At 35.3% G+C, this 24144-nt stretch carries 18 protein-coding genes; 14 read left to right on the top strand and 4 right to left on the bottom strand.

Annotated features, from left to right (window positions below; all coding sequences use genetic code 11):
* Nucleotides 1-8 precede the first annotated feature (8 nt).
* From ACT5E3_RS03980 to ACT5E3_RS03970, 3 genes are all read right to left on the bottom strand, one after another.
* Nucleotides 9-3776: a nitrate reductase subunit alpha gene (locus ACT5E3_RS03980; RefSeq protein ID WP_444997016.1), complete on the bottom strand. Its 3768-nt coding sequence runs from the start codon at nt 3774-3776 to the stop codon at nt 9-11.
* A gap of 151 nt (nt 3777-3927) precedes the next feature.
* Nucleotides 3928-5532 carry an MFS transporter gene (locus tag ACT5E3_RS03975; RefSeq protein WP_444997015.1) on the bottom strand — a complete coding sequence of 535 codons (1605 nt, stop codon included), beginning with the start codon at nt 5530-5532 and terminating at the stop codon, nt 3928-3930.
* 65 nt (nt 5533-5597) lie between these two features.
* Nucleotides 5598-6845 carry an MFS transporter gene (locus ACT5E3_RS03970; protein ID WP_444997014.1) on the bottom strand — a complete coding sequence of 416 codons (1248 nt, stop codon included), beginning with the start codon at nt 6843-6845 and terminating at the stop codon, nt 5598-5600.
* 425 nt (nt 6846-7270) lie between these two features.
* On the opposite strand from ACT5E3_RS03970, the gene ACT5E3_RS03965 reads away from it, so the two are divergent.
* Nucleotides 7271-9046 (top strand): histidine kinase, encoded by a 1776-nt coding sequence (locus ACT5E3_RS03965; protein WP_444997013.1) that lies wholly within the window; start codon nt 7271-7273, stop codon nt 9044-9046.
* 2 nt (nt 9047-9048) lie between these two features.
* Nucleotides 9049-9696 (top strand): two-component system response regulator NarL, encoded by a 648-nt coding sequence (narL, locus tag ACT5E3_RS03960; RefSeq protein ID WP_444997012.1) that lies wholly within the window; start codon nt 9049-9051, stop codon nt 9694-9696.
* A gap of 112 nt (nt 9697-9808) precedes the next feature.
* Here narL and ACT5E3_RS03955 read toward each other — a convergent pair whose 3' ends face one another.
* The gene (locus tag ACT5E3_RS03955) at nt 9809-11773 is read right to left on the bottom strand and encodes a pre-peptidase C-terminal domain-containing protein (protein ID WP_444997011.1); all 1965 of its coding nucleotides are present in this window, start codon (nt 11771-11773) and stop codon (nt 9809-9811) included.
* Between the two features lie 899 nt (nt 11774-12672).
* Between ACT5E3_RS03955 and ACT5E3_RS03950 the strand changes: the two genes are divergently transcribed.
* The 12 genes from ACT5E3_RS03950 to ACT5E3_RS03895 all read left to right on the top strand — a co-directional run bounded on the left by ACT5E3_RS03950 (nt 12673) and on the right by ACT5E3_RS03895 (nt 24068).
* Nucleotides 12673-13485, top strand: coding sequence for a class I SAM-dependent methyltransferase (locus ACT5E3_RS03950; protein ID WP_444997010.1), 813 nt, complete (start codon nt 12673-12675; stop codon nt 13483-13485).
* A 43-nt stretch (nt 13486-13528) separates the two neighbouring features.
* The gene (locus ACT5E3_RS03945; protein WP_444997009.1) at nt 13529-14401 is read left to right on the top strand and encodes a hypothetical protein; all 873 of its coding nucleotides are present in this window, start codon (nt 13529-13531) and stop codon (nt 14399-14401) included.
* Nucleotides 14398-15447, top strand: coding sequence for a 3-oxoacyl-ACP synthase III family protein (locus ACT5E3_RS03940; RefSeq protein WP_444997008.1), 1050 nt, complete (start codon nt 14398-14400; stop codon nt 15445-15447). The genes ACT5E3_RS03945 and ACT5E3_RS03940 overlap by 4 nt, the downstream gene beginning before the upstream one ends.
* The gene (locus ACT5E3_RS03935) at nt 15447-16445 is read left to right on the top strand and encodes a 3-oxoacyl-ACP synthase III family protein (protein ID WP_444997007.1); all 999 of its coding nucleotides are present in this window, start codon (nt 15447-15449) and stop codon (nt 16443-16445) included. Before ACT5E3_RS03940 ends, ACT5E3_RS03935 begins: the two co-directional genes overlap by 1 nt.
* 134 nt (nt 16446-16579) lie before the next feature.
* Entirely contained in the window at nt 16580-17248 is a 669-nt protein-coding gene (locus ACT5E3_RS03930) for a class I SAM-dependent methyltransferase (protein WP_444997006.1), read from the top strand.
* A 12-nt stretch (nt 17249-17260) separates the two neighbouring features.
* Complete coding sequence (locus tag ACT5E3_RS03925; protein WP_444997005.1) at nt 17261-17512, top strand: acyl carrier protein; 252 nt, start codon at nt 17261-17263, stop codon at nt 17510-17512.
* A 19-nt stretch (nt 17513-17531) separates the two neighbouring features.
* Nucleotides 17532-19094: an AMP-binding protein gene (locus ACT5E3_RS03920; protein ID WP_444997004.1), complete on the top strand. Its 1563-nt coding sequence runs from the start codon at nt 17532-17534 to the stop codon at nt 19092-19094.
* Nucleotides 19095-19098: 4 nt separating this feature from the next.
* Nucleotides 19099-19827, top strand: coding sequence for a 3-oxoacyl-ACP reductase FabG (gene fabG, locus ACT5E3_RS03915; RefSeq protein WP_444997003.1), 729 nt, complete (start codon nt 19099-19101; stop codon nt 19825-19827).
* A gap of 10 nt (nt 19828-19837) precedes the next feature.
* Entirely contained in the window at nt 19838-21004 is a 1167-nt protein-coding gene (locus ACT5E3_RS03910; protein WP_444997002.1) for a beta-ketoacyl synthase N-terminal-like domain-containing protein, read from the top strand.
* Nucleotides 21005-21008: 4 nt separating this feature from the next.
* Entirely contained in the window at nt 21009-22016 is a 1008-nt protein-coding gene (locus ACT5E3_RS03905; protein ID WP_444997001.1) for a beta-ketoacyl synthase N-terminal-like domain-containing protein, read from the top strand.
* The gene (locus tag ACT5E3_RS03900; protein WP_444997000.1) at nt 22009-23094 is read left to right on the top strand and encodes a class I SAM-dependent methyltransferase; all 1086 of its coding nucleotides are present in this window, start codon (nt 22009-22011) and stop codon (nt 23092-23094) included. Before ACT5E3_RS03905 ends, ACT5E3_RS03900 begins: the two co-directional genes overlap by 8 nt.
* A complete protein-coding gene (locus ACT5E3_RS03895; protein WP_444996999.1) occupies nt 23091-24068 on the top strand; it encodes an NAD-dependent epimerase/dehydratase family protein in 978 nt (325 codons plus the stop codon). Before ACT5E3_RS03900 ends, ACT5E3_RS03895 begins: the two co-directional genes overlap by 4 nt.
* Nucleotides 24069-24144 lie beyond the last annotated feature (76 nt).

Below are 24144 nucleotides of genomic sequence, written 5' to 3'. Positions count from 1 at the left end.
TCTACTCCTTAAGCTTGATCTGGGTTAGTAGGAAGAGCGCGTGGTAAATCATCAGAGTCAGAACCATCCAACCAATCGATTTTATCCATCTTTCTTACCACAACCATTTCATCACGATTACAACCAACAGTACCGTAGTAGTTAAAGCCCCAAGACTGTTGCGCATAACCACCAATCATGTGAGTTGGCTTCATGACAACACGCGTAACCGAATTATGGTGACCACCACGAGTACCTGTCATTTCGCTACCTGGTACGTTAACAATTCTTTCTTGTGCGTGATACATCATCACCATACCTTGATTAACACGCTGTGAGACAACGGCTCGACAAGCAATTGCGCCATTAGCATTGAACACCTCAACCCAATCGTTATCTTCAATATCAGCTTCTTTGGCATCGGTTTCACTCATCCAAATAATTGGACCACCACGAGAAAGCGTTAGCATTAACAAGTTATCTGAATAGGTACTATGAATTCCCCATTTTTGATGCGGTGTGATCCAGTTAAGCAATATTTCTTTATTGCCATTTTCTTTACTACCTTTAACCAAATCGATAGTTTTTGTATCAATAGGTGGGCGGTATGAAACAAATTGTTCACCAAAAGCTTGCATCCACTGATGATCTTGATAAAACTGCTGTCGTCCGGTAATCGTTCTCCACGGAATATACTCGTGTACATTGGTATAACCAGCATTGTAACTGACATGCTCATCTTCCAGTCCAGACCAAGTAGGAGACGAAATAATTTTTCTTGGTTGCGCTTGAACATCACGGAAACGAATTTTTTCTTCCTGCTTAGGCTTCGCTAAATGAGTATGATCACGACCGGTAAACTCACCAATTGCTTCCCAAGCTTTTACAGCAACATTACCATTAGTCTCTGGCGCTAAAGTTAAAATAGTTTCAGCAGCATCAATTGCGGTTTCAATAATTGGTCGCCCTTCACTAACTCCTTCATCTGTATTTCGATGATTTAAATCTCCTAACAACTTAACTTCCTCATCGGTATTCCAACCAATGCCTTTACCACCATTTCCTAATTTTTCTAATAAAGGCCCAAGCGAAGTAAACTTCTTATAGGTGTTAGGATAATCTCTTTCAACAACCATCATATTAGGTGCGGTTAATCCAGGAATTAAATCACACTCGCCTTTTTTCCAATCTTTTACATCAAATGGTTGTGCTAATTCTCCAGGGGTGTCATGTAACATAGGAACAGTGACAAAATCTTTTTCAACACCTAATACGCCTTCTGATACTTCAGAAAATTTCTTAGCGATCCCTTTATAAATGTCCCAGTCTGATTTAGCTTCCCACGCCGGGTCAACGGCTGTCGATAAAGGGTGTATAAATGGATGCATATCTGAAGTATTTAAATCATCTTTTTCATACCAACAAGCGGTCGGTAAAATAATATCGGAATACATACAAGTAGATGACATTCTGAAATCTAGTGTGGTTACTAGATCAAGCTTTCCGGTAGCCCCTTCCTCAACCCATTCTGCTTCCTCTGGTTTAAATCCATTACTATGGCCCAAGTCTTTATTCATGACACCATTTTTAGCACCTAATAAATACTTGAGCATATACTCATGACCTTTACCAGAAGAACCTAAAAGGTTAGAACGCCAAATAAATAAATTTCTAGGAAAATTTTCAGGGGCATCTGGCGCTTCTGCCGCAAATTTTAAATCACCACTTTTGAGTTGTTGAATGACATAATCTTTTGGCTCCATTCCTGCTGCTTCAGCATCTTTAGTGATTTGTAATGGATTACGATTTAACTGAGGGGCTGATGGTAACCATCCCATACGTTCTGCTTTGATATTATAATCAAGCATGTGTTTTGAAAATTCATTTTTGTCTGCAAGCGGCGATAAGACTTCATGTATGCTCACTTTTTCATGTCGCCATTGAGAAGAATGATTATAGAAGAATGATGTTGAATTCATTTGGCGAGGTGGACGAGACCAATCCAAACCGAATGCTAATGGTAACCAACCGGTTTGAGGTCTTAACTTTTCCTGACCAACATAATGGGCCCAACCACCACCAGATTGCCCGATACAACCACACATCATTAGCATGTTGATCAGACCACGATAATTCATATCCATGTGATACCAATGATTCATTGCTGCACCAACAATGATCATTGCTTTACCTTTAGTTTTGTTGGCTGTGTCGGCAAATTCACGGGCAACTCTGATCGCTTTAGTACGATCTAAGCCGGTAATTTTTTCTTGCCAAGCTGGTGTTCCGGGTACAGTTTCATCATCAAAGCTTGATGCTACATTTTCTCCACCCAAACCACGGTCAATACCATAATTAGCCATCATTAAATCGTAAACTGTTGCAACAACAATATCATTTCCATTAGTATCTTGAATGATTTTTGTCGGTACATTTTTAACTAATATATCTTCACCACCGGTATTAGCCCAATGAGTGTTACTCTCATCTGCGGTAAAGTTAGGAAATGCCACCGAAGAAATATCATTACCAATCAGTGATAATTGGAGTTTGACTTCATTACCGCTTTTGCCATCTCGCTCTTGAATATTCCACTTACCTTTTTCACCCCAACGATAACCGATAGAACCCGTTGGTGAAGTAAGTTCACCACTATCTTGGTTGATACCAATGGTTTTCCACTCTGGATTATTTTCTTGGCCTAAGTTATCAGATAAATCAGATGCACGTAGAAAGCGAGTTGATTTTAAAGAGTTATCATCATGCTTTTCCAATACAACAAGCATTGGGAAATCAGTGTATTGGCGAACATAATTAGTAAAGTACTCACTTGGGTTATCTAAATGAAACTCTTTTAAAATAACGTGACCAAATGCCATACCTAATGCAGCATCTGTACCCTGTTTTGGATTGAGCCATTCATCAGTTAATTTAGAAACTTCTGCATAATCAGGTGTAATGGAAACTGTTTTTGCCCCTTTGTATCTCACTTCTGTAAAGAAATGCGCATCAGGCGTTCGAGTTTGTGGAACGTTTGATCCCCAAGCAATAATGTAATTTGAGTTATACCAATCAGCAGATTCAGGCACATCGGTTTGTTCTCCCCACACCATCGGAGACGATGGCGGTAAATCACAATACCAATCATAAAAACTCATGCACACGCCACCAATGAGTGACAAGTAGCGAGACCCAGCAGCATAAGAAACCATTGACATAGCAGGTATCGGAGAAAATCCTATAACACGATCAGGACCATAATTTTTAGCCGTATATACATTGGCCGCAGCAATCATCTCATTGACTTCATTCCAACTAGAACGAACAAAACCACCTAAACCCCGTTTAGATTTATAGGAAGTCGCTTTTTCCTTATCCTCAACAATTGATCCCCACGCATCAACAGGACTCATTGTTTTTCTCGCCTCACGCCAAAGTTTCATTAAAGGCTTGCGAATTTTAGGGTATTTTAAACGGTTAGCACTATACAAATACCAAGAGTAACTCGCACCACGAGGACAGCCACGAGGCTCATGATTAGGTAAATCAGGTCGAGTACGAGGATAATCAGTTTGTTGTGTTTCCCAGGTAACTAATCCATTTTTAACATAAATTTTCCAAGAACAGGATCCTGTACAGTTAACACCATGGGTAGAACGTACGACTTTATCGTGCTGCCATCGTTGACGGTAGCTGTTTTCCCATTCGCGACTTTCATTGGTAGTTTCACCATGACCGTCTGCGAATTCGCCAGTTTTCTTTTTGAAAAACTGTAAGCGATCAAGAAATTGACTCATGTTTTTTCTCCGTTGACCGAGTACGAAGTTATCATTTCGTACCATCTAAAAATAATTATTTTTTATACTGATTTACTAAACTACTATTGTATTTTTTATCTGCGAATTTTTTCAATAACACTGTGGCTTCGTAGAGTTTTCTATTTATCGATTAAGGATTATGGAACTCCGCACTTTTTCTTAAATAGAACCACCAATTAATTAAAAGACATATACCGTAAAATACAGCAAATCCAATCAATGCATATTCTGGTGTTGTTGCTTTAATTTGCTCACCAAAAACTTTAGGAATATAAAAAGCACCATAGGCAGCAATTGCAGAAGTCCAACCAAGTACTGGGCCAGCCTGTTCTTTATTAAACACCATGGCAATTGTTCTAAAAGTAGAACCGTTTCCAATACCTGTTGCGGCAAATAAGACTAAGAATAAAACAAAGAAAGGAACAAAAAATTCTTCAGGAGTTGCAGAAGCGTAAGCAGCTTTCATATAATATGCAACACCTAAAGCACTCGCTACCATAACAATAGAACAAATTTGAGTGACTTTAGCTCCACCCATTTTATCAGCAATCCAACCACCAACAGGTCGAATTAACGCCCCAATAAAAGGTCCCATCCATGCATACATTAAAGCACTAGGACCGTTTGCGTTAATAGTGTTATGAGTCATAACACCATCAACTAAAATATGTTGATAACCAAAAATGACTTTAATTGCTAATGCAAATGCAGCTGAATAACCAATGAATGAACCAAAAGTCATAGTGTAAATAACACTCATTACCCAGGTATGTTTATTTTCAAAAATTTTATATTGGCGAGTTAAGCTGGTCCCAATCTCTCCTGGTAACATTTTTAGACCATAAACAGTCAGCACAACAACAATGACCAAAACAATTTCTTTAGGTACTCCAAAACCAGAACCGTTCGCTGACTCAGGTAACATTAACCACAGACCAAAAATAGCAGTAATAAAACCAAGCAATAACATCATTATAATTTTTGAAATTGAACTAACAGGGTTACCGATATTAGGAGAAACATGAGCCGCCCGAATGTTATTCATTCCAAACCAACCAATTAAAGCGAGAGGAATTAAAAAAACTAACCAGATAAACCCAGCATTTTGAATCCAAGTTTCACTACCTGCAGGTATTTTTCCGATTAAAGTACCACTAGTATTTTCCAATACCATTGAATCACCACCAAACAACCCAAAAGTCATGACTAATGGCACAAGAATTTGCATGGTAGTCACACCAAAATTTCCTAAACCGGCATTTAACCCTAAGGCTAAACCTTGTTGCTTTTTAGGAAAGAAAAAACTGATATTTGACATTGATGAGGCAAAATTTCCACCACCAAAACCAGACAATAAAGCGAGTAACTGGAATACCCAAAATGGTGTGTTTTTATCTTGCAGTGCTATTCCTGTTCCAATCGCTGGTAACATTAATAATGCAGTGGTAAAAACAATGGTATTTCGGCCACCACATAAACGAATAAAAAAGCTACTTGGAATTCTTAAAGTTGCTCCGGTTAATCCGGCAATTGCCATTAACGTAAATAGCTCAGATTTAGCAAATGGAAAACCTAGATTTAGCATTTGTACTGTGATGATGCCCCAATATAACCAAACGGCAAATCCACATAACAAGCTAGGAATAGAGATCCAGAGATTACGATTAGCAATCTTCTTTCCTTCAGACTCCCAAAATTGGGTATCTTCGACGTCCCACTTTTTGATATCAGACATTATTAACTCCACTCACCAAATTTAAATTTAATGCCTTCAATAAATGAAGGCATAATAGTTTGTTCTTATAAAATTTCGCTTTCTTTCTTTGCATGAATGATTGAATAGTTCATCCAAAACATACATACAGCAACTAATATGAATAACAACATAAAGCATGAAGATCTCACATTGGTGTAGTCAGATAAAATTCCGAAGAAGATAGGCAAAGTAAATCCACCTAAGCCCCCTAACACACCAACCATGCCACCAACAGATCCCATATTATCTGGGTAGTAGTCATGCAATAATTTATAAACACTAGCCTTACCAAATCCCTGAGCAATACCAACAACAAAAACTAACGCAGTAAAAATCCACACGTTTAGCCCGATATTAAAAGTCACATCGCCATTAATACCTTTCACGATGAAACTAGTTTCAGGGTATGACAAAAAGAAAAGACAAGCTGCCGAAATCCAAAAAACCCACCAGTTAACTGTTCTAGCTCCCACTTTGTCAGAAGCATAACCACCAGCAGCTCGAATCAAACCTGAAGGCAAAGTAAAAATCATAGTAATCAATGACGCAGTTTTAATATCAAGACCAAACTCACCGATATAATATTTAGGTAACCATAGCGCTAACGCAACGAACCCGCCGAAGACAAAATAATAATAAAGACCAAAACGCCAAACTCTTAACTCTTTTAAAGGAGCAAGTTGTTCAGCCATAGTTTTATGAGTGCCAGAACGTTTGCGCTCTTCTTGATGTGGGTCGTTATAAGTAAAAAACCAAAAAACGATCGCCATTGTTGCCATCGCAATCGAATACACTTTAGGAACCATTTGCCAACCAGCCGCAACCACAATTGTTGGCGCTACCAAGTTAGTAATCGCCGCTCCGGCATTACCAGCACCAAAAATCCCCATCGCGGTGCCTTGTTTTTCTTTTTCAAACCAGGCAGATGTGTAAGCAATGCCGATAGCAAATGAGCCACCTGCTAATCCAACAAATAATCCTGCTAAGAGATACTGCCAATACTGTGTCGCAAAGGCTAAACTATAAGTTGCAATAGCGACTAGAATCATTTGGATAAAATAAACAATTCGTCCCCCATAATAATCCGTTAATATTCCCAAAGGTAATCGAGTAATCGAACCAGTTAAAATAGGTGTGGCAACTAATACGCCGAACTGTGTATCAGATAAACCTAATTCTTGTTTTATTTTCAATCCAATAATAGAAAACATAGTCCACACCGCAAAGTTAAATGCAAATGCAACTGTGTTCATTGTTAAAACTGAATACTGTTTAGTCTTGTAACTAGGCATAATGATATCCTCCGAAAATTTCTCTTAGATGTTTTTCTAGGAACATCTTTTAATTCGAGACTGCCATATAAAAGTAGCAACCCCTGCTTTTACAACCTTGATCCAGATCACCCTCAACCTGCTTAAGCTTTTCAATAAGATTAAAACTACCACTAAAGTAGTAGGCAAACTAATTACTCAAGCATTTGTTTTTAAAGACTTTTTTTATCAATTCAAATTTGTTATGCTTATTTTGATATTGAGATAACTCTTTAGTAGTAGTAGGGTATTTGCCACACAAGAACATACATATTATTAGGCAATAAGCGACTTTTACTCTCCTTTACTCACTAGAAGATATTGACAGAAATTCCAACAATTTTGGGTTCTGACATTTTGAGTATATAGTTGTACTGTTCTTCTCTAAAAAATATTCAGAGAGCGAAATGCGTGATAAAACCAATAAATTAAATAATATGGATCCAGATCCTGCGACAACCAGTTCATCGTTAATAGCCAGAGCAGGTCAGATAATGACGGTGATCATCACTTTAGGACTAGTTAGCATGATTTCATCTATGCTGGTGTCAGAAAGTCTTAGTGGAGATGCCGCTCAAATTAATCATGCTGGTGCGTTAAGAATGATGGCAATACGTATTTCACGAGCTCACCTAATTGATACAACGAATGAAAAACAAGAAGTCGCAACTGAAGTTAAAGCTTTTGAAAAACAATTAACACAGCTTTTTTCTGGCGGCCTCACCAGCGCTCGTGAAAATCCGCTAATTGAATCTCACTATCAAACAATTTTAAGTTTATGGGAAAAACTCAAACAGCAAGAACAGAACACACCTGTGTATTCTTATGATCAATTTGTCAGCATGCTTGATCAATTAGTTTCACTATTACAAAAAGAATCAGAAAAAAAACTCAGTATGTTAAGACTAATCCAAGGTATTAGTTTACTATCAATTTTAGTTGTTGCCTTTGTTGTACTTTTTCGTTTAAACAGAAGTGTTGTAACGCCGTTAAAACAGTTAGTCGAAGTTGCCTCACAAGCAGGTCAAGGAAACTTTGAACTCAAAGCCAATGATAGTGCAGATAACGAATTAGGAGTTTTAGCAAGAACCATCAACCAAATGTCATCTCAGTTAAAAACAACTTATCAGAATTTTGAAGAACGTGTTGCTCAAAAAACAAACGAGTTAATACAAACTAATCAATCACTTGATTTTCTTTATAGAGTAGCTCGTCACTTATCAAGCAATGATTTTAGCTATAGCAAGCCAAAAATAACCAATGAACTAGAAACTATTTTAAGGGAAGGAAAAATTATAATTAGTGTCACCTCTGAAAATTTTTTTTCTAGACAAGACATCATCATTCAACAGACATTCGACTCAGATTTATGCTTACTCACTCACCGTTTCCCTTTAAAAAAACATCAACACACTTTCGGTTATATTAATTGGCAAACACCTAAAGACTATTCAATAAAAGAGTGGCAAACTCTCGCCCTTAAAGCTGTTGCAGATATTATTAGCACAGCTATTGAGTTAGAAAAACAAAGAAGTAGCCAAAATCGTCTATTAATTATGGAAGAGCGTGCTGTGATAGCCAGAGAACTTCATGACTCATTAGCACAATCATTATCTTACTTAAAAGTTCAAATGAGTCTGCTGACTAAAAAGATACAAAAAGACGTACCTAAAGAACAAATCACTGATACAATGGATGATATAAAACAAGGGATTAATAGTGCTTACTTACAGTTAAGAGAATTACTGACAACATTTAGGCTTAAACTTGATGATCCTTCTCTTGAAAATGCACTCCAAGGAACCGTTACAGAATTTTCTTCAAAGCTTACTCATGCAATTTCGTTAGATTATCAAATACCACAAAATTATTTTTCAGCGAATCAGGAAATTCATATTCTACAAATTGTTAGAGAAGCTTTGTCTAACATTCAGCGGCATGCTAATGCAACCCAAGCAGGTGTATCCATTTCTATGCAAGAAAACGAAGTTGTGGTCGAAGTCTGGGATAATGGGAAAGGTATTGATAAGGTTACCCAAACATATGGACACTTCGGTTTAAGTATTATGCAAGAAAGAGCTAACTCGCTTAATTCAAAAGTAGAAATACACCCAAGAAACCCCAAAGGTACAAGCATTATTGTAAAACTAAATGCTAAACGAACAAATTATTTGGAAGTCTAAAAATGACAAAATCAAAAATATTATTGGTAGATGATCATCCTATGCTCAGAAAAGGTGTAGCTCAATTAATATCACTAGAGGATAATTTAAAAGTTGTTGGCGAAGCCAACTCTGGAGAAGAAGCAATTACATTATCACTACAAGTTAATCCAGACTTAATATTATTAGATCTTAATATGAAAGGCCTAAGTGGTATTGATACTTTAAATGCTTTAAAACGAGCAGGTATCACAAGTAAAATAGTTATGTTTAGTGTATCAGACAGTGAAGCAGATGTTTTACAAGCGCTTAAATTTGGAGTTGATGGCTATTTATTAAAAGACTCTGAACCAGAAGAGTTAATCGAAAAAATCAACTTGGCCATTGCAGGAGAACTCGTTTTAAGTGCCCCATTAACCCAAATACTGGCGCGCTCACTGCAGACTAATCATAAAAAAAATATCAGCCTGATAGATAAATTAACACAACGAGAGTTAGAAATACTCAAGTCGATTGCAGAAGGAAACAGTAATAAACTGATTGCTAATAAACTAGGAATTACAGAAGCTACGGTCAAAGTCCATGTAAAAAACCTTCTAAAAAAGTTAAACTTAAAAACACGTGTTGAGGCTGCGGTTTGGGCAGTAGAAAAAAAACTAATTAGCCGATAACTTAAATAGATATATTAAACAAATTATGTACCATTAATTTTCATTAAACGCCATTATCAATTCATAATAATGGCGAATAGATAAACCTGAACAGCAAACCTGATAACGACTACTATTTTGTTGTTTCCACTTTTAAAGTCACACCAGTCGCAGCCTCTGCACCATAAATATCCAAATACCAGGTTCCTGATGCAGGATAATTAAAAGTACAAGATTCATTACTGCCAGTCCGATAAGGTCGGCAATCAAATATTGAGCCTGTAGATTTCGCCGCTTTAGTCACATAAAGATCGGCATCCCCATTCTTACCTGCAATAGAAACCGTCATCGATGCTAAACCAACAGGAAGCTTATAGGTATATCGTAACCATTTGCCTTTTGACACACTAATGTTTTTTACATCAGCACCAACGGTATCAACGCCACCAGTGTAGCTTGCTTTTAAGGTCACATCAGAAAATTCGCTGTAAGCATTTATTCTGATGTAGTAAGTACCTCTGGTAGAAGTCATATCACAGGTTTCATTATTGCCTTCTTTATATGGGCGACAATCCCAGGAGGTATTAGTTGATGGCGTTTTAAACTTCACATATAAGTCTGCATCACCAGTTCCTCCACTCATTTCAAACTTAATGTCTTTTGCTCCGTAAGGCACATCAATTTTGTAAAAATAATCAGTTCCTTTGGTATAATTAGATATACCAGACCAAGGCGCCCCATTTTTTATCACATTAACAATCGGATCACCTCTAAATGCAGCAATTTTGGCGGCTGTTTTAGCCAATGCTCTTGCATTATTACTTTTTGATGTAGTTCCCATTGCCCGACCATTTCTTCTCTGATACGGATTTGACCACCAGTTAATTCGAGAGCAGCTTGGTGAACAGTTGTATGCCATGATAGTACGCCACTTCTTCTTGGTATCTTGATAACCATGTCCATAAGCAAAAGGTGTTGTTTTACTATCTTTCTCAGGATTATGTCGTGCGCCGAATAAATGTCCTAACTCATGACCAAAAGAATAATACCCGGTTGCGCAATTTTGCGCAGTAACAGCAAAACCACTACTTGCGGAAGATGCACCAATAGCAGCCGCTTTCCCACAATATTGTTCTTTCGGAGTAAGTAACATCACAACATCAGCACTATATTTATTTCTTAAAGTATGTGCATAATCCATATAACCATCATCAGTTGATTTAAGGCGTGGAAGATCTTTAGCCACTCCAACCGCATCGTAATTAATACTCGACAAATGAGCCATTTCCACTTCTAAATTGATATGGCTGTTAATGAAACCTCGATTCGTTTCAGCAATAGCTAAATCAACCATAGCAGGAATGTCATCCACTTCGGCAGGAACACCATTTGAATAAAGAACCAAAACACGAACCACTGGTGTTGATGCAGCGGCTAATTGACCTATACCTGCTTCAGGAGCGAACGATGCGTATTCATCGTATCCCACTTCTGATTCTGCATGATTCATTTCTGACTCTACAGATCCGTTTTCTGGCTCAGCGTCAATCTCAGATTCCATTTGCTCCATCTCTCCAGGAGGATGATCCGGTTGCATATTATTTTCATCAACTTCAATGACCAAGTGCTGTCCACTGGCTAAAGGTTGAATTTTGAATAAACGTCCATCGACTCTAACCGTCCCTGTCACTCTTCCTTCACGCAAAACTAAAATAGCATTATTGCTTATCAATTCGCTTTCAGAAGTTAAACCGTTATTTGTACCTTTAACGTAGGAATTACCTTGCCAAACTAAACTTCCTGACGCTCCTTCGCTTGCTTCAGATTTATTAAATTCTATTGCTATATCAGGCGTCAAATTTAAAGTTAACTTATCCGTATCAGCAGATAATGCACCTGGGTTAGTATTATAAATAAAAGAGTTTTTTATACTTTGGTCATTTGATTTTAGCCGCTCAACCTCAGAGATAGATGACTGTTTAACATTTTCTGAGACTATACTATGATTATCCCAACTAAATAATGATTCAGCATTAACAACTGCACTTGAGAATAATGCAGCACCTAACAATCCGATTATTTTGTTTTTTAATTTCATACCTATTACACCACCTTGCTCATAATTATTATTAACTCTTTCAAAAACGAGAAAAATTGAAAGTTGCATTTCTATAGTATGAAAGAAAAAACTTTATTCAAACGGTAATATTAACGACCTATTTAGGCATTATTAACAAGACATATAACAGAATAAAAACTCACAAAATAAAATAAATTTTCAACAAAAAAAACAGAAATAAAAGATAAATAGCAGCAGTATTATTAAATAATTTTTGCCATTCATCATAATGATTTAAACAACAAAAACAGCTAATAATTACAGTTTTGTTAAATCGTTAACGTTTTTGTAACAATACACTTACGTTTTATTTTTTATTAACCAACTATATAGACGTACTTATTCCTGTTATAGCAAGATTATTAAACGCTTCAACAATTTCCCTCGATAGCGTGGGTAAGATGTCATATTCTAATTATATTTTATATGTTAGTGCGTTTAAGAATGTTAATTCAAAATTATTATAAATAACTTAAAAAAGTAATCATGATATGACCTGCTCAAACTTCCAATAAAAATATTTAAAATAAAAGTGTCGCCATAGTTAAGTTTCGATTTTGAATTCAATTAATCCGCTCAAAACAAATGAGTCGCATGATGTAATTATTGCTCAGACAACATTAAGTCACCCAAAACAAAAAGCTTTTAACCTTATTTAAGAGTATCAAATGTTTTGTCAAACCAACTCAATAAAATATCAAAAAACTGTAATAATAAATTGCTTGACTATTCAATACTCACTCTATAACATCAACGAACATATAACCATACGATATATACAATTATTTTTTTATACCGTATGAATATTAATTCATAATAATTAACAATCGTAAATTATGTGACCGATTTAACTCACAACATTACAAGCTAAAATAAACATGTTCATTAAAATAATTGGATTTCTGTGCGATAACTGGCCTTGGTTTCGAAGAAAGTTTTGGCGCTATTGGTACGACAAATTAGCAAAAGACATTGATGTTTCCCTCTGGACAATGATGAATTATGGCGTTTCATTACCTGAAGATTATGACTTTCCTGCACTCGAAGAAAAAGATATGCCAGACAAGTATTGTCTTCAAATGTACCATTATGTCGCCAAAATTGCAGATGTTAAAAATAAACGAGTTCTAGAAGTCGGCTCGGGACGAGGCGGTGGTGCCCGTTTTATGGCGGGTTATCTAAAACCTGAAAAATTTTGCGCTATAGATATTTCTTCAAATCAAATTGAATTCGCAAATAAAAATCATAATTTGCAAAACCTAGAATACCAACTGGGTGATGCTGAAAATATACCTTACCCCGACAATCATTTTGATGCAGTCATCAATGTAGAAAGTTGTCATTGCTATGGCGACCTTAATGCATTTTTTAGTGAAGTATCAAGAGTTCTCAAACCTGGGGGATATTTTTTAGTTTCCGATTTAAGACACAAAAAAGACATCACCAACTTTAAAGAATCAATTGAAACATACCCAGGTTTTAAAGTTCTTGAAAAAGAAGACATTACCAATAAAGTCATTCAATCTTTAAGTGAAGATCATCCAAGGAAAAAACAATTAATAGAGCAACATGTTCCCAAAAATCAACAACCTGTTTTTGAAGGGTTTGCGGGACTTAAAGGTAGCGATATATATAACATGCTAGATAAAAGAGAAGTGGTATATTATCGCTTTGCCATACAAGTTAATTAATGGTGTGTTTTTATTAATAACAAACTAAGGAAGTGGAACTTTAATGTTGAAAGTAGCAAATACCTCTTCATATTATCCGCCTAATACAAAAGAAATTGGTAATTTTAATTCTCGTATTAATAATCGAGTTTATGTAGCCTCTTCAAATGAACTGGCAATAAACTTTGCCGAGAAAGCCATTGAACAATTATTGGAATCGGCTAACCTCAAAGCCGATTCAATTGATTTAATTGTTAGTACTTCGCTAACAATCGATCATGTTGCTTGTAGTCCAGAAGTTATTGGTCCACGTCTAGCTTATCCAATTCATAAGTCTCTAAATGCAATCAATGCGATGGTATTAGATTTAACCGCATCTTCATGGGGAGCTTGTATTGATGCCGCAAGGACTCTGGCATCACAAATGCAATTTAAGAATGTTATTATTGTTCGTTCTGAATGTACCGCCAATAGCATTTCTTCATGTGAAATTTCAAATTTTCGTATTTCAGATGGCGCTGCTGCACTATTACTTTCAGAGTCCAAACAACATGCAATATCAAATGCACAATATCATGTGCTTGACAATATTCCAAAATTAAAAATTAGGGTTAAAAATAAAACCAGTGCTCATGAGCCATTTAGAACAGAGTTTAATTACCCAATTGATATTAATGGTATTGAATATATTACAAAGAAACAAAATGAGGCTTTAAAGCTTTTTTTTGAAACGCACAATATCCCATCAACCACCGAAGTTTTTTTTGATAACTGGTTTGGTAATAACGATGATGTGATAAATGGCACTTTTAATATTCCAGAAAAACTTAATCAAGTATTAGATAGTAATGATTGTAAAGAAATTGTTATTGGAGAAATCGATTTATCAACGCTCGAAATGAGTTTTAGATCTTTAACTGTTGGCAAAAACATATGAACCCATTTTCAATAAAAAGTCTTGCTTGTCAATTACCTCAAATATCATACAGCAACAATGATGAAAAATTTAAACAGGTAAAAGACATTAGTCCTGGCTGGCATAGTTTCTGGGGGGTTAAACAACGTCCTCACATAGATCCATCATTAGGCGAGAACGAAGTTGTTCTTGCTGAACGAGCAGCACTTGAAGCATTAGAGTTAGCAGAAATAAAAGCGACTGATTTAGATTTAATTTTATCAAATTATACTTGCCCAGCTATTAATGATAATAAAAATATTGGTAATCATAGAGAAATATTACCTCGAATGGGAGATAGAATAAGAGATCGTATTGGCGCAACAAAAGCAATATGCTGGGATACAGAGTTAGAATGTTTAAGCTTCTTAATGAATTTACAGTTAGCACAAGGTTTAATAGCCCAAGGCGTATTTAAAAAAATATTAGTATGTAGTAGTGAAAGACTTTCATCAACGGCTGATTTTACAACCAAGTGGTCAACTATTTTTTCCGATGGAGCCGCAGCAGCAGTTGTTACAGAAGAAGATTCTGGATTTAAATTCCTTGGTTCCCATTGGGGAACTAACTCAACCTACTACGACCTAGGACTTTGTAAATGGCGAGAACCTTTTTACCCTGACAAGGAACATACAGAACCACAGTTTGATATGTATGTCACTATGGCTGAGTCAGGGGATCAAACGATGAAACTATTTGTACCTCAAGCAGTTCCTGCTGCGATACATACAGCAATTAGTAAAGCTGGTTTAACACTTGAAGATATTAATTATTTTGTATTTCACCAGCCTTCAAGCACTTTAGTCAGTGCATGGGCTCAAGGCGTTGAATTAAAAGAAGGCAGCTATTTGAGAACAGTCGAAGAAGTTGGCTGTTTAGGCTCAGTAGCAACCCCCTACACATTATATACAGCCCTCAAACAAGGAGCGGTAAAGGAGAATGATATAGTTTCTTTTGCCGGTGCATGTACAGGGTGGTCATTTATGTCTAGCTTGTGGCAACTAGGAAATATTAGGATTTCTGCATAATGGTTACACTTAAAAGTATTTCGCACTTTTTACCAGAAAAAATAGCGAATAACCATTACATTTCAAGCATTATGGAAACCAGCAATGAATTTATTGTTGAACGTACCGGTTTACATGAAAGACGCTTTGCCGAAAAAAAAACTTCGTGTAGTGATATGGCTGTTATAGCAGCACAAAGAGCAATAAAAGATGCCAATATAACACCACACGATATAGATTGTTTAATCGTTAATTCATTATCACCTGATAACTATGACCCAGCAATGGCGTGTCTAATACAAAGGAAATTAAGTTTAGAAAAAATTCCAGCTTTTGACATTAGAGCACAATGCAGCGGTTTTATTTATGCAAGCCAACTAGCTAAAGCGCTTATTGACACAGGGAGCAATAAAAATATTTTAGTTATTTGCTCTGAACTGCTCTCAAAACGGATCGATTGTTCTAATGATGGCAGAAACCTATCAGTTCTTTTAGGTGATGGGGCCGCAGCCGCTATTTATTCAAAACACTTAAACAAAGAAGATGGTTATATTGTTGATATTGACATAGGTGCCGACGGAGATAACTACGAACTACTTTATACCAAGTCGCCAGGAACCTGGGCCGAATCTTTTAGTGCTAGTTTGGGAGAAGACAATAGCAATATTTATTTTCGAATGAAAGGAAAAGAACTTTTTCAAGATGCCGTTAATAATATGTATCAATCAACCAGCAGACTATTGCAACGAAATAATCTTAACGTAGAGGATATTGCTCTGTTTATTCCACATCAGCCTAACTTAAGAATTCTTGAATCTGTTGCAGAAAAAATGAGTTTAAAAAAAGAGCAATTCTTTATTAACTTTTCCCAATTAGGCAATATGGCTTCAGCATCACTTCCTGTTGCAATTTCTATGGCTTCATCATTAGGTAAACTAAAAAAAGGCAAATATATCGTTTTTCTCGCTTATGGCTCAGGTTCTACTTGGGGAAGCCTTTTATATAAAAACAGGAATTAATTATTATGTCATTTTCTGAACTAATTTGTCCCTACTGTCAAAACAAATTAATAAACAGTAATTCTTTAATGTCATGCTCTAAAAACTGTGAGGAAAGTTTTGAATTTAAAAAGCAAAATGGTATCTTAAGTTTCGTGAAAAAAGATAGACTTAAAAAGCAAGACAAATATATTCAAAAACTTTACGACCTAGCATCCATCAACTATGAGTTTCAAATAAAAGCATGGTTTTTTGCAATGAGACTTAGTGAAAAAGAATTACGTCAAGATATCATCAACTTTTTTACTCCCAACAAATCTAAAGTCAACGTATTAGAGGTTTCTATTGGCACAGGTTCAAACATACCATTTATTAAAGAAAAGTTTCCTAATGCTAAAATTGATGGCATTGATATTTCGATGGGGATGCTTTCAAAATGCAAAAAGAAAAACTCTCATTTAGAAAGTGAAGTTAACATTATTCATGGTAATGGTTCATTTTTACCTTATCCAGATAATAGTTTTGATTATTTATTGCATGTAGGTGGCATTAACTCTTTTCACTACAGAAAAAAAGCACTAGCAGAAATGCTAAGGGTTATCAAACCTGGTGGTAAAGTTGTTATTAATGACGAAGGTTTTTCGCCAGAGTTAAGAGATAAGTTTTGGCCTAAATTAGTCTTTAACATTTTTGTTTCTCCTGTTGCATCGATAGAAAAAGGAGAGATAGATCCTCCTATGTCAGATATACCCAGCGAAGCAAAAAACATCAATCTAGAGTATGTTGGCAAAGGTTATTTTTGGGTATTAACATTTGAAAAATAGAGGAATTATATTATGAGTGAAGCAATAAAAATTAGTGATTTGAAAGAAATGCTATCTGATATTTTTGATATGGAACCTGATGAAATAAAGGATTCAAGTCATTTTGTAGACGACTTAGGTGTTGACTCTTTAGTGGCTCTCCAATTAATAGTTAAAGTCGAAAGAAAATATGGGCTTAAACTAGATGAAGAGTTTATGTCACAAATGACAACGCTTGCGAACGTACATAAGTTGCTCAATGAGAAGTTATCTGAAACTGCGTAATACAACTCATTGGTAAAATATGACTCATACTCGTAACAACTTAGTTGAAAATATTTTTCAACAATCTAAATTTTCAGATGATGATATTGCTATTGTAGAAGATGGTTGTCACCTTACATTTTCTTTATTAAAAAATCGTGTATATCGGTTTGCTGGAATAATGAAAAAAAACGGTATTCAACCCGAAGAAAGAGTTTTACTACTACTTGATGATTCATCTTTCTTTTTTGTTGCTTTTTTAGGTCTTATCTATATGGGTGCTATTCCTGTAGCACTTAACCCTAGAACAAAAGATTTCAAACACTTTTTGAATGATTCGGGTTGTGTTGCAGTTATATTGGACGATCACTCTTTTAAACTTAACCAAAGTTTTTTACCTAAAAATTTATCTTGCTTTATCAATAGCGTAAACAACCAAGAAAATACGACAAGATTAGATTTTAATATTATTGATGATGCCCCATATGGCAGTTGTTTAGCTGTTACCCCTCAATCTCCAGCATTTTGGCAATATACATCAGGGACCACCGGACTACCCAAAGCCGTAGTTCATCATCATGCAGGAATGTTAGCAAACTGTGAGTTATTCTCAGAATATTCTTTATCCATTAAACCTGGCGATCGTATTTATTCAGTAGCAAAAATGTTTTTTGGTTATGGATTAGGAAATTCGTTATTTTTTACCATTTATAATGGTGCTGTAGCAATATTGGATAAGCAATGGCCTTCGACTGAACGAATTCGCTATATCCTAGAAAAATATAAGCCAACTATTTTTTTTGCTGGTCCCAAAATTTATCATATGATATTAAACGATAAAGAAAAATTTGTTGAGCTGCTCCCGACGGTGAAAACGTTTTTTTCAGCAGGTTCTTTTTTACCAGAAAGTATATTTAATCAATGGCATAGGATATTTAATTCAAATATTTATGATGGTGTAGGCTGTACAGAAATGGGACATGTCTATTTATCAAATATTATGAATCCCAAAGCACCAGTGTCAGCCAACCAAATGATTCCGGGATACGAAGCAAAACTCATTAAAACCAATAAAATGGATATTAACATAAGTGTTCCTATTAAAAATAACAAACATGATGCTATTGGAGAAATGTGGATAAAAGGTCCTAGTCAATTCCTTGGTTATTGGAAAAATGGCAGTATTGATACTAGTGAAATAAAAAATGGTTGGCACAATACAAAAGACTACTTTTTAAGAATAGAAGAAAAAAATTATATTTATCATGGTAGAAGTAATGATTTATTTAAAATCAATGGTCGTTGGGTCGTTCCTAAATTAATAGAAGAAAAAATACTTAATCGATTTTCAGATGTTAGCGAAGCAGCAATAGTCAGTTATTCTGATAAAACAGAATTGACTGCTTGTTGTTTATGCGTTGTTCATCAACACTCAACAACAAATGATATTGAAAGCTATCTAGTTCAAAATATCGAAAGCTATATGCAACCAAAGTTTATTTTAAGTATGCATGAGCTTCCTAAAAACTGTAACGGAAAGATTGATAAAAGCGCACTTAGCTTAATCGTTAAAGAACACTTATCACAAGAAATAGTGGTTTAAATATATGTTAGCATTTGTAACAGGCGGCTCCAGAGGGCTCGGTCAAAGCATAACCATCGCATTAGCACAAGCAGGCTATGATATAGCTTTTGTGTCTACTCAAAAAGATGCCTCAGTAGAATCGGTCATAGAGACAGTCAAAAAACTTGATCGAAATGTTTATTATGAACCCTGTGATATATCCGATTTTTCTGCCGTAAAACAAATGGCTAATAATGTTATAAAAAAATGTGGCGTTGTTGATGTATTGGTTAATAATGCAGGAATTAGTGCTGATTCTTCTCTCGTAACAATGAAAGAAGAAGATTGGCATAAAGTACTTGATATCAACCTTTCAGGTACTTTCAATGTATGTCGTAATTTTGCTTTTGAAATGATGAAGAAACAAAAAGGCTCCATTATTAATATTTCATCGGGCGTAGCATTACAAGGCGGTTTAGGTATAACTAATTATGCCGCTTCAAAAGCCGGTGTCATTGGTTTTTCTCAGTCATTAGCCAAAGAAATGGGACCTTTTGGTATTCGCGTTAATACCGTTACTCCGGGCTATATTGATTGCGGTTTATTTGAAAAAATTAATGATAAACAAAAAGAATGGATATTAAAACATGTTCCGCTAGGTGTACTAGGAGATCCATCCGATGTTTCTAATCTTGTTGTTTTTTTAGCATCAGAGAAATCAAAGTACATCAATAAAGCGGTTATACCTGTTGATGGCGGCATTGGATTATAAGAGGTTTAATGTGAGTCGAACAGCAGTTATTACCTCAATAGAAATAGCAACTCATCATGGTATTGGTGTTGATGCGTTTTGGTCTGCAATGAACAATGAGGTTTGCTTACCACAACGACATGTCTTTTGTGATGAAAACCTAATGGAACATCAACAAGCTTACTCGCTTAGCAAACATTTGCAAGATTTACCTTACCATAATTATAAAGATGCAAGTGCTCTATCAATTACTTTAATCACTGAATTATTTAAAAAAGCAAAACTTGATCCATTTAAAGAAAATAAGGTTGATGTTATTTTAGGAAGTGGAATGGGTAATATCAACCATATTGAACAAGCATTTCATGATAACAAGAATATTCATCCCAGAGATCAATTCAATTTTGACGTCGTATGTGATATCGCTAATCATTTTAATTTTGTTGGTGAGTGTATTAATAATGCATCTGGTTGTGCTGCCTCAGGCTATGCAATTTCATTAGCATTGCAAAATATTCGCTCAGGTCAATCTGATATTGTTGTCACTGGCGGCATTGACCTTGGCGGGCGAGTTGTTCAAGGATGTTTTAACTCAATGAGAGCTTTAGATGACTGCTGCCAACCATTTTCTATCCATCGCTCAGGAACCGTTTTTGGCCAAGCTTGCGGTTTTTTATTAATTGAGTCTGAAGAACATTTCCTATCACGGAGCGGCAACACCGCTTATGGCTCTTTAGCCGGGTTAGGTTGGAGTTGTGACAGTTATCATGTTACAGCGCCAGAAACCAATGGGAATATGCAAGAAAAGGCTCTCATTGCAGCACTCAATGATGCACAAATATCACCTCCTGAAGTGAGTTGTATATTACCTCACGCCACTGGAACTAAACTCAATGATCAAGTCGAATATTCAGTATTAAAAAAAGTTTTTGATTCACAGCTAGCAGAGATACCAATTACCGCAATAAAATCACACACTGGTCACTCTGGAGGTTCTTCTGCTGCAGTGAGTGCTGTTGCAGCAGCTTTAATACTTAATACTCAAAAAGTTCCTCAAATAGCCAATACCAAACAATTGGAGCATGATGTTAATTTAAACTTTAATTCTCCAACAAAAAGTACAATCAATAATGTATTAATTAATGCTTATGGTTTTGGTGGTAATAATTATTCAATGCTCATTAAAAGGTATCAATAATTAAATGGAAAAGAGTGAAATAGCCATTAGCCAAATTGCAGTACTAAATTCAGTTTGCCGATCTTTCGAAGCAATCGAAAGTGACTCTCAAAATATAGTAGCGAACCAAGACTGGTTTAATGTTGATGAACATCTGGGGCCCCGAGGTCATAAGTACCTTACCAAGGGAACTAAATACGCACTTGCCACTATAAAGGCAATCTTAGACAAAGATGATTTTAACCAATACTATGATGAAACAGATATCGGAGTATTTACCGGTACCAACTTTGCTTTATATTCAACTCATAAACAAATGGATCATACCATTTTAACGCTTGGCTCTGATTTTTTAGAACCGGCTGAGTGTGCCAACTTTTCAATTAATATTCCGTCAAGTTTGATTTCTATTAGAAATAACTTTAAAGCATTTAACATTACTAATACCACACCATTTACCGCTGGTATTGAGTCTTTGATTCGTTCAGTAGAAGCGATAAAAACGGAATGTGCTAAATGTGTTTTAGCAGGGTCAATAGAAGATGATATGCCTGAAGATATTTTAGCAGCAGAATTAATAAAATATCCTCATGGCGGAGCCAGTTACTTTTTATTGGAAAAATATAGCAATATAAAAGACAGAGGTAAAAACGTTTTAGCAACAATATCAGGTGCTCAACAATGTTTTTTGCCCAACAAATTAACAGACATAGAAACTCAAGAAGTACTCGATAGAATCATCAGCAAACTCGACATTCATGATAAAGAACTACATGTATGCTTGCCATTAGCTGTTGATGATATAATGGAAAGGCGTATAAGTAACATTAAAACAGTATTAAATAAATATTTCTCTAATATTGTTTTTAATGAAAATAAGCTTTTTGACTATTCGTTTCTTACAGCACTACCATTGCTTAATTTAGCCAATCAAATAGCCAAAAACCATTCTACACTGATTGTTTCTATAGGCATTCATGGCAATACATCTTTTCTTCAAACTAATTCGGTTCAGGAAAAATGCAATGATTAATTTAGCAGCTAACCAACTTATTAATAATCTTGATGATTACCAACCAGCTATTCAGCAAGAGGTTGAATTAAGAAAACAACTAGATAAATTGGCATTGGTATTTATTCATAGAGCAATTTATTTAATTCATACAAAGAGTAAAAGTGAACATTTTTTCATTAAAGATCTTAACTTTATTGAAAGCTATACAAAACTTGTTCATCATTACCTTAACCTTTTGTCATCAAAAGGTTTAATTCGAGCAGATAAAGACTATTTATTTTTAGAACATCCTCCTGAAGACAAGGAAATAGAAAGTCTCTGCCACACCTGTATTAGTGATTTCCCAAATAACCAACAAGAAATCAATGTCATACAACGCTGTGGATTTAATTTACCTTTCGTATTAGAAGGTAAACAAAGTTTTATTAGTGTTTTATTTGAAGATGGTGACATTTCCGCTGTTGAAGTTTTTTATCGCAACAGTACAATTGCCAAAACTTATAACCAAGCTGTTGCGAATCTCATCAAAGAGCTTTCAAAAAATAATCGTGATATTTTAGAAGTTGGCGCTGGAGCCGGAGGGACAACCGAATTCATATTACCTGAGTTAAAAAATGATATTAACTACACATTCACAGATATATCAAAAGCTTTTTTAGTCAGAGCCAAAAGAAAATTTAAAGATTACCCATCATTAAATTATGCCATCCTTGATATTAACAAAGTATCAACTGATGAAAAGTTAAATAATAACCAACATGATGTTATCGTCTGCTGCAATGTTATTCATGTCGCAAAGAATCTATCATCGACATTAGATTACCTCCGTCAATTTCTTAGTAACAATGGTATTTTAATTTTATTAGAGATGGTCAAGCCTGACATATGGGTTGATATAGTATTTGGTCCTACAGAAGGTTGGTGGAGCTTTGAAGACTATAATGAAAGAGGTAATTATCCATTACTATCAGAACAACAATGGATAACACTACTAGAAAAATCTTCCTATCAAAATGTCCAATCATTATCTCCACTAAAACCATTTGGCGTTGATAGTTTATCTATTTTGATCGCAGAAAAAGGCAATTCATTATGAAAGCATTTGTAACTGGAGGAAGCGGTATAGTTGGATATCATTTAATAAACAACTTATTAAAACAAGGCTGGGAAGTCTATGCACTTGCCCGAAAAAATTCAGCAAATACTTATTTAACCAAATTTGATGTAAAACTTGTTTATGGCGACATCCTTGATACGGAACAGTTTAAGGCTGACTTGCCTAATGATTTAGATGCCTGTTTTCATTTGGCGTCTCTGACAGGTTTTTGGAGCAAAGTAAACAAACAGCAATGGAAAGTAAATGTTGAGGGTACTAAAAATATTATTCAATTAGTAAAAGAAAAAAATATTTCTCGTTTAATATATACTTCTTCAATTGCAGCTTGGGGCATTCCCACCCCTAACTTCAATGAGAGCCACCCTGGTAATGTTGAAGCAATTGGGTTTAATTATGGCTTGAGTAAAAAAGCTGCTGAAGATTATATTAAGACACTGGTAAAAGAAAAACAAATTGATGCTGTGATCTTAAACCCTGCAAATGTATTTGGCTCACACGATCCCAACAACTGGTCAAAATCTATAAAAATGACAATGCAAGGAAAACTACCTGGAGTTCCTTCTGGAGAAACCACTTTTTGTGATGCCGATGAAGTTGCTAGAGCACATATATCAGCATTCCATAAAGGTCGTTCTGGCCAAAACTATATATTAGGTGGAGAAAATCATAGTTTCGCCAGTTTTTTTCAATTAGCAGGAAAATTACTTCAGGTTAACGTCCCTCAAAAAATAGTTCCTAGTGTGATTTATCAAATTTTAGGTTACCTTTCTTTATGGGCTTCTTATATTACGAATAAACGTCCAGACATTAGTCCAGAAATCGCACAAATGCTCGTTGCAAATTTAACCTGTTCATCAGAAAAAGCAATAAAAGAACTCGACTATAAAATCATACCATTAACCAAAAGTATGACAGAATGTATTTCATGGATGAGACAGGAGAAAATGATATAGCTTTTATTAAGTATTACTTTACTAGGCAAAAATCAATAACCGCTAAATAATAACAATTAATCTTTACATATCATAG

It is taken from the genome of Aliikangiella litoralis (assembly GCF_052495765.1).
The sequence above is the reverse complement of the archived record's forward strand: the minus strand, read 5'-3'. Positions and strand labels throughout refer to the sequence as shown.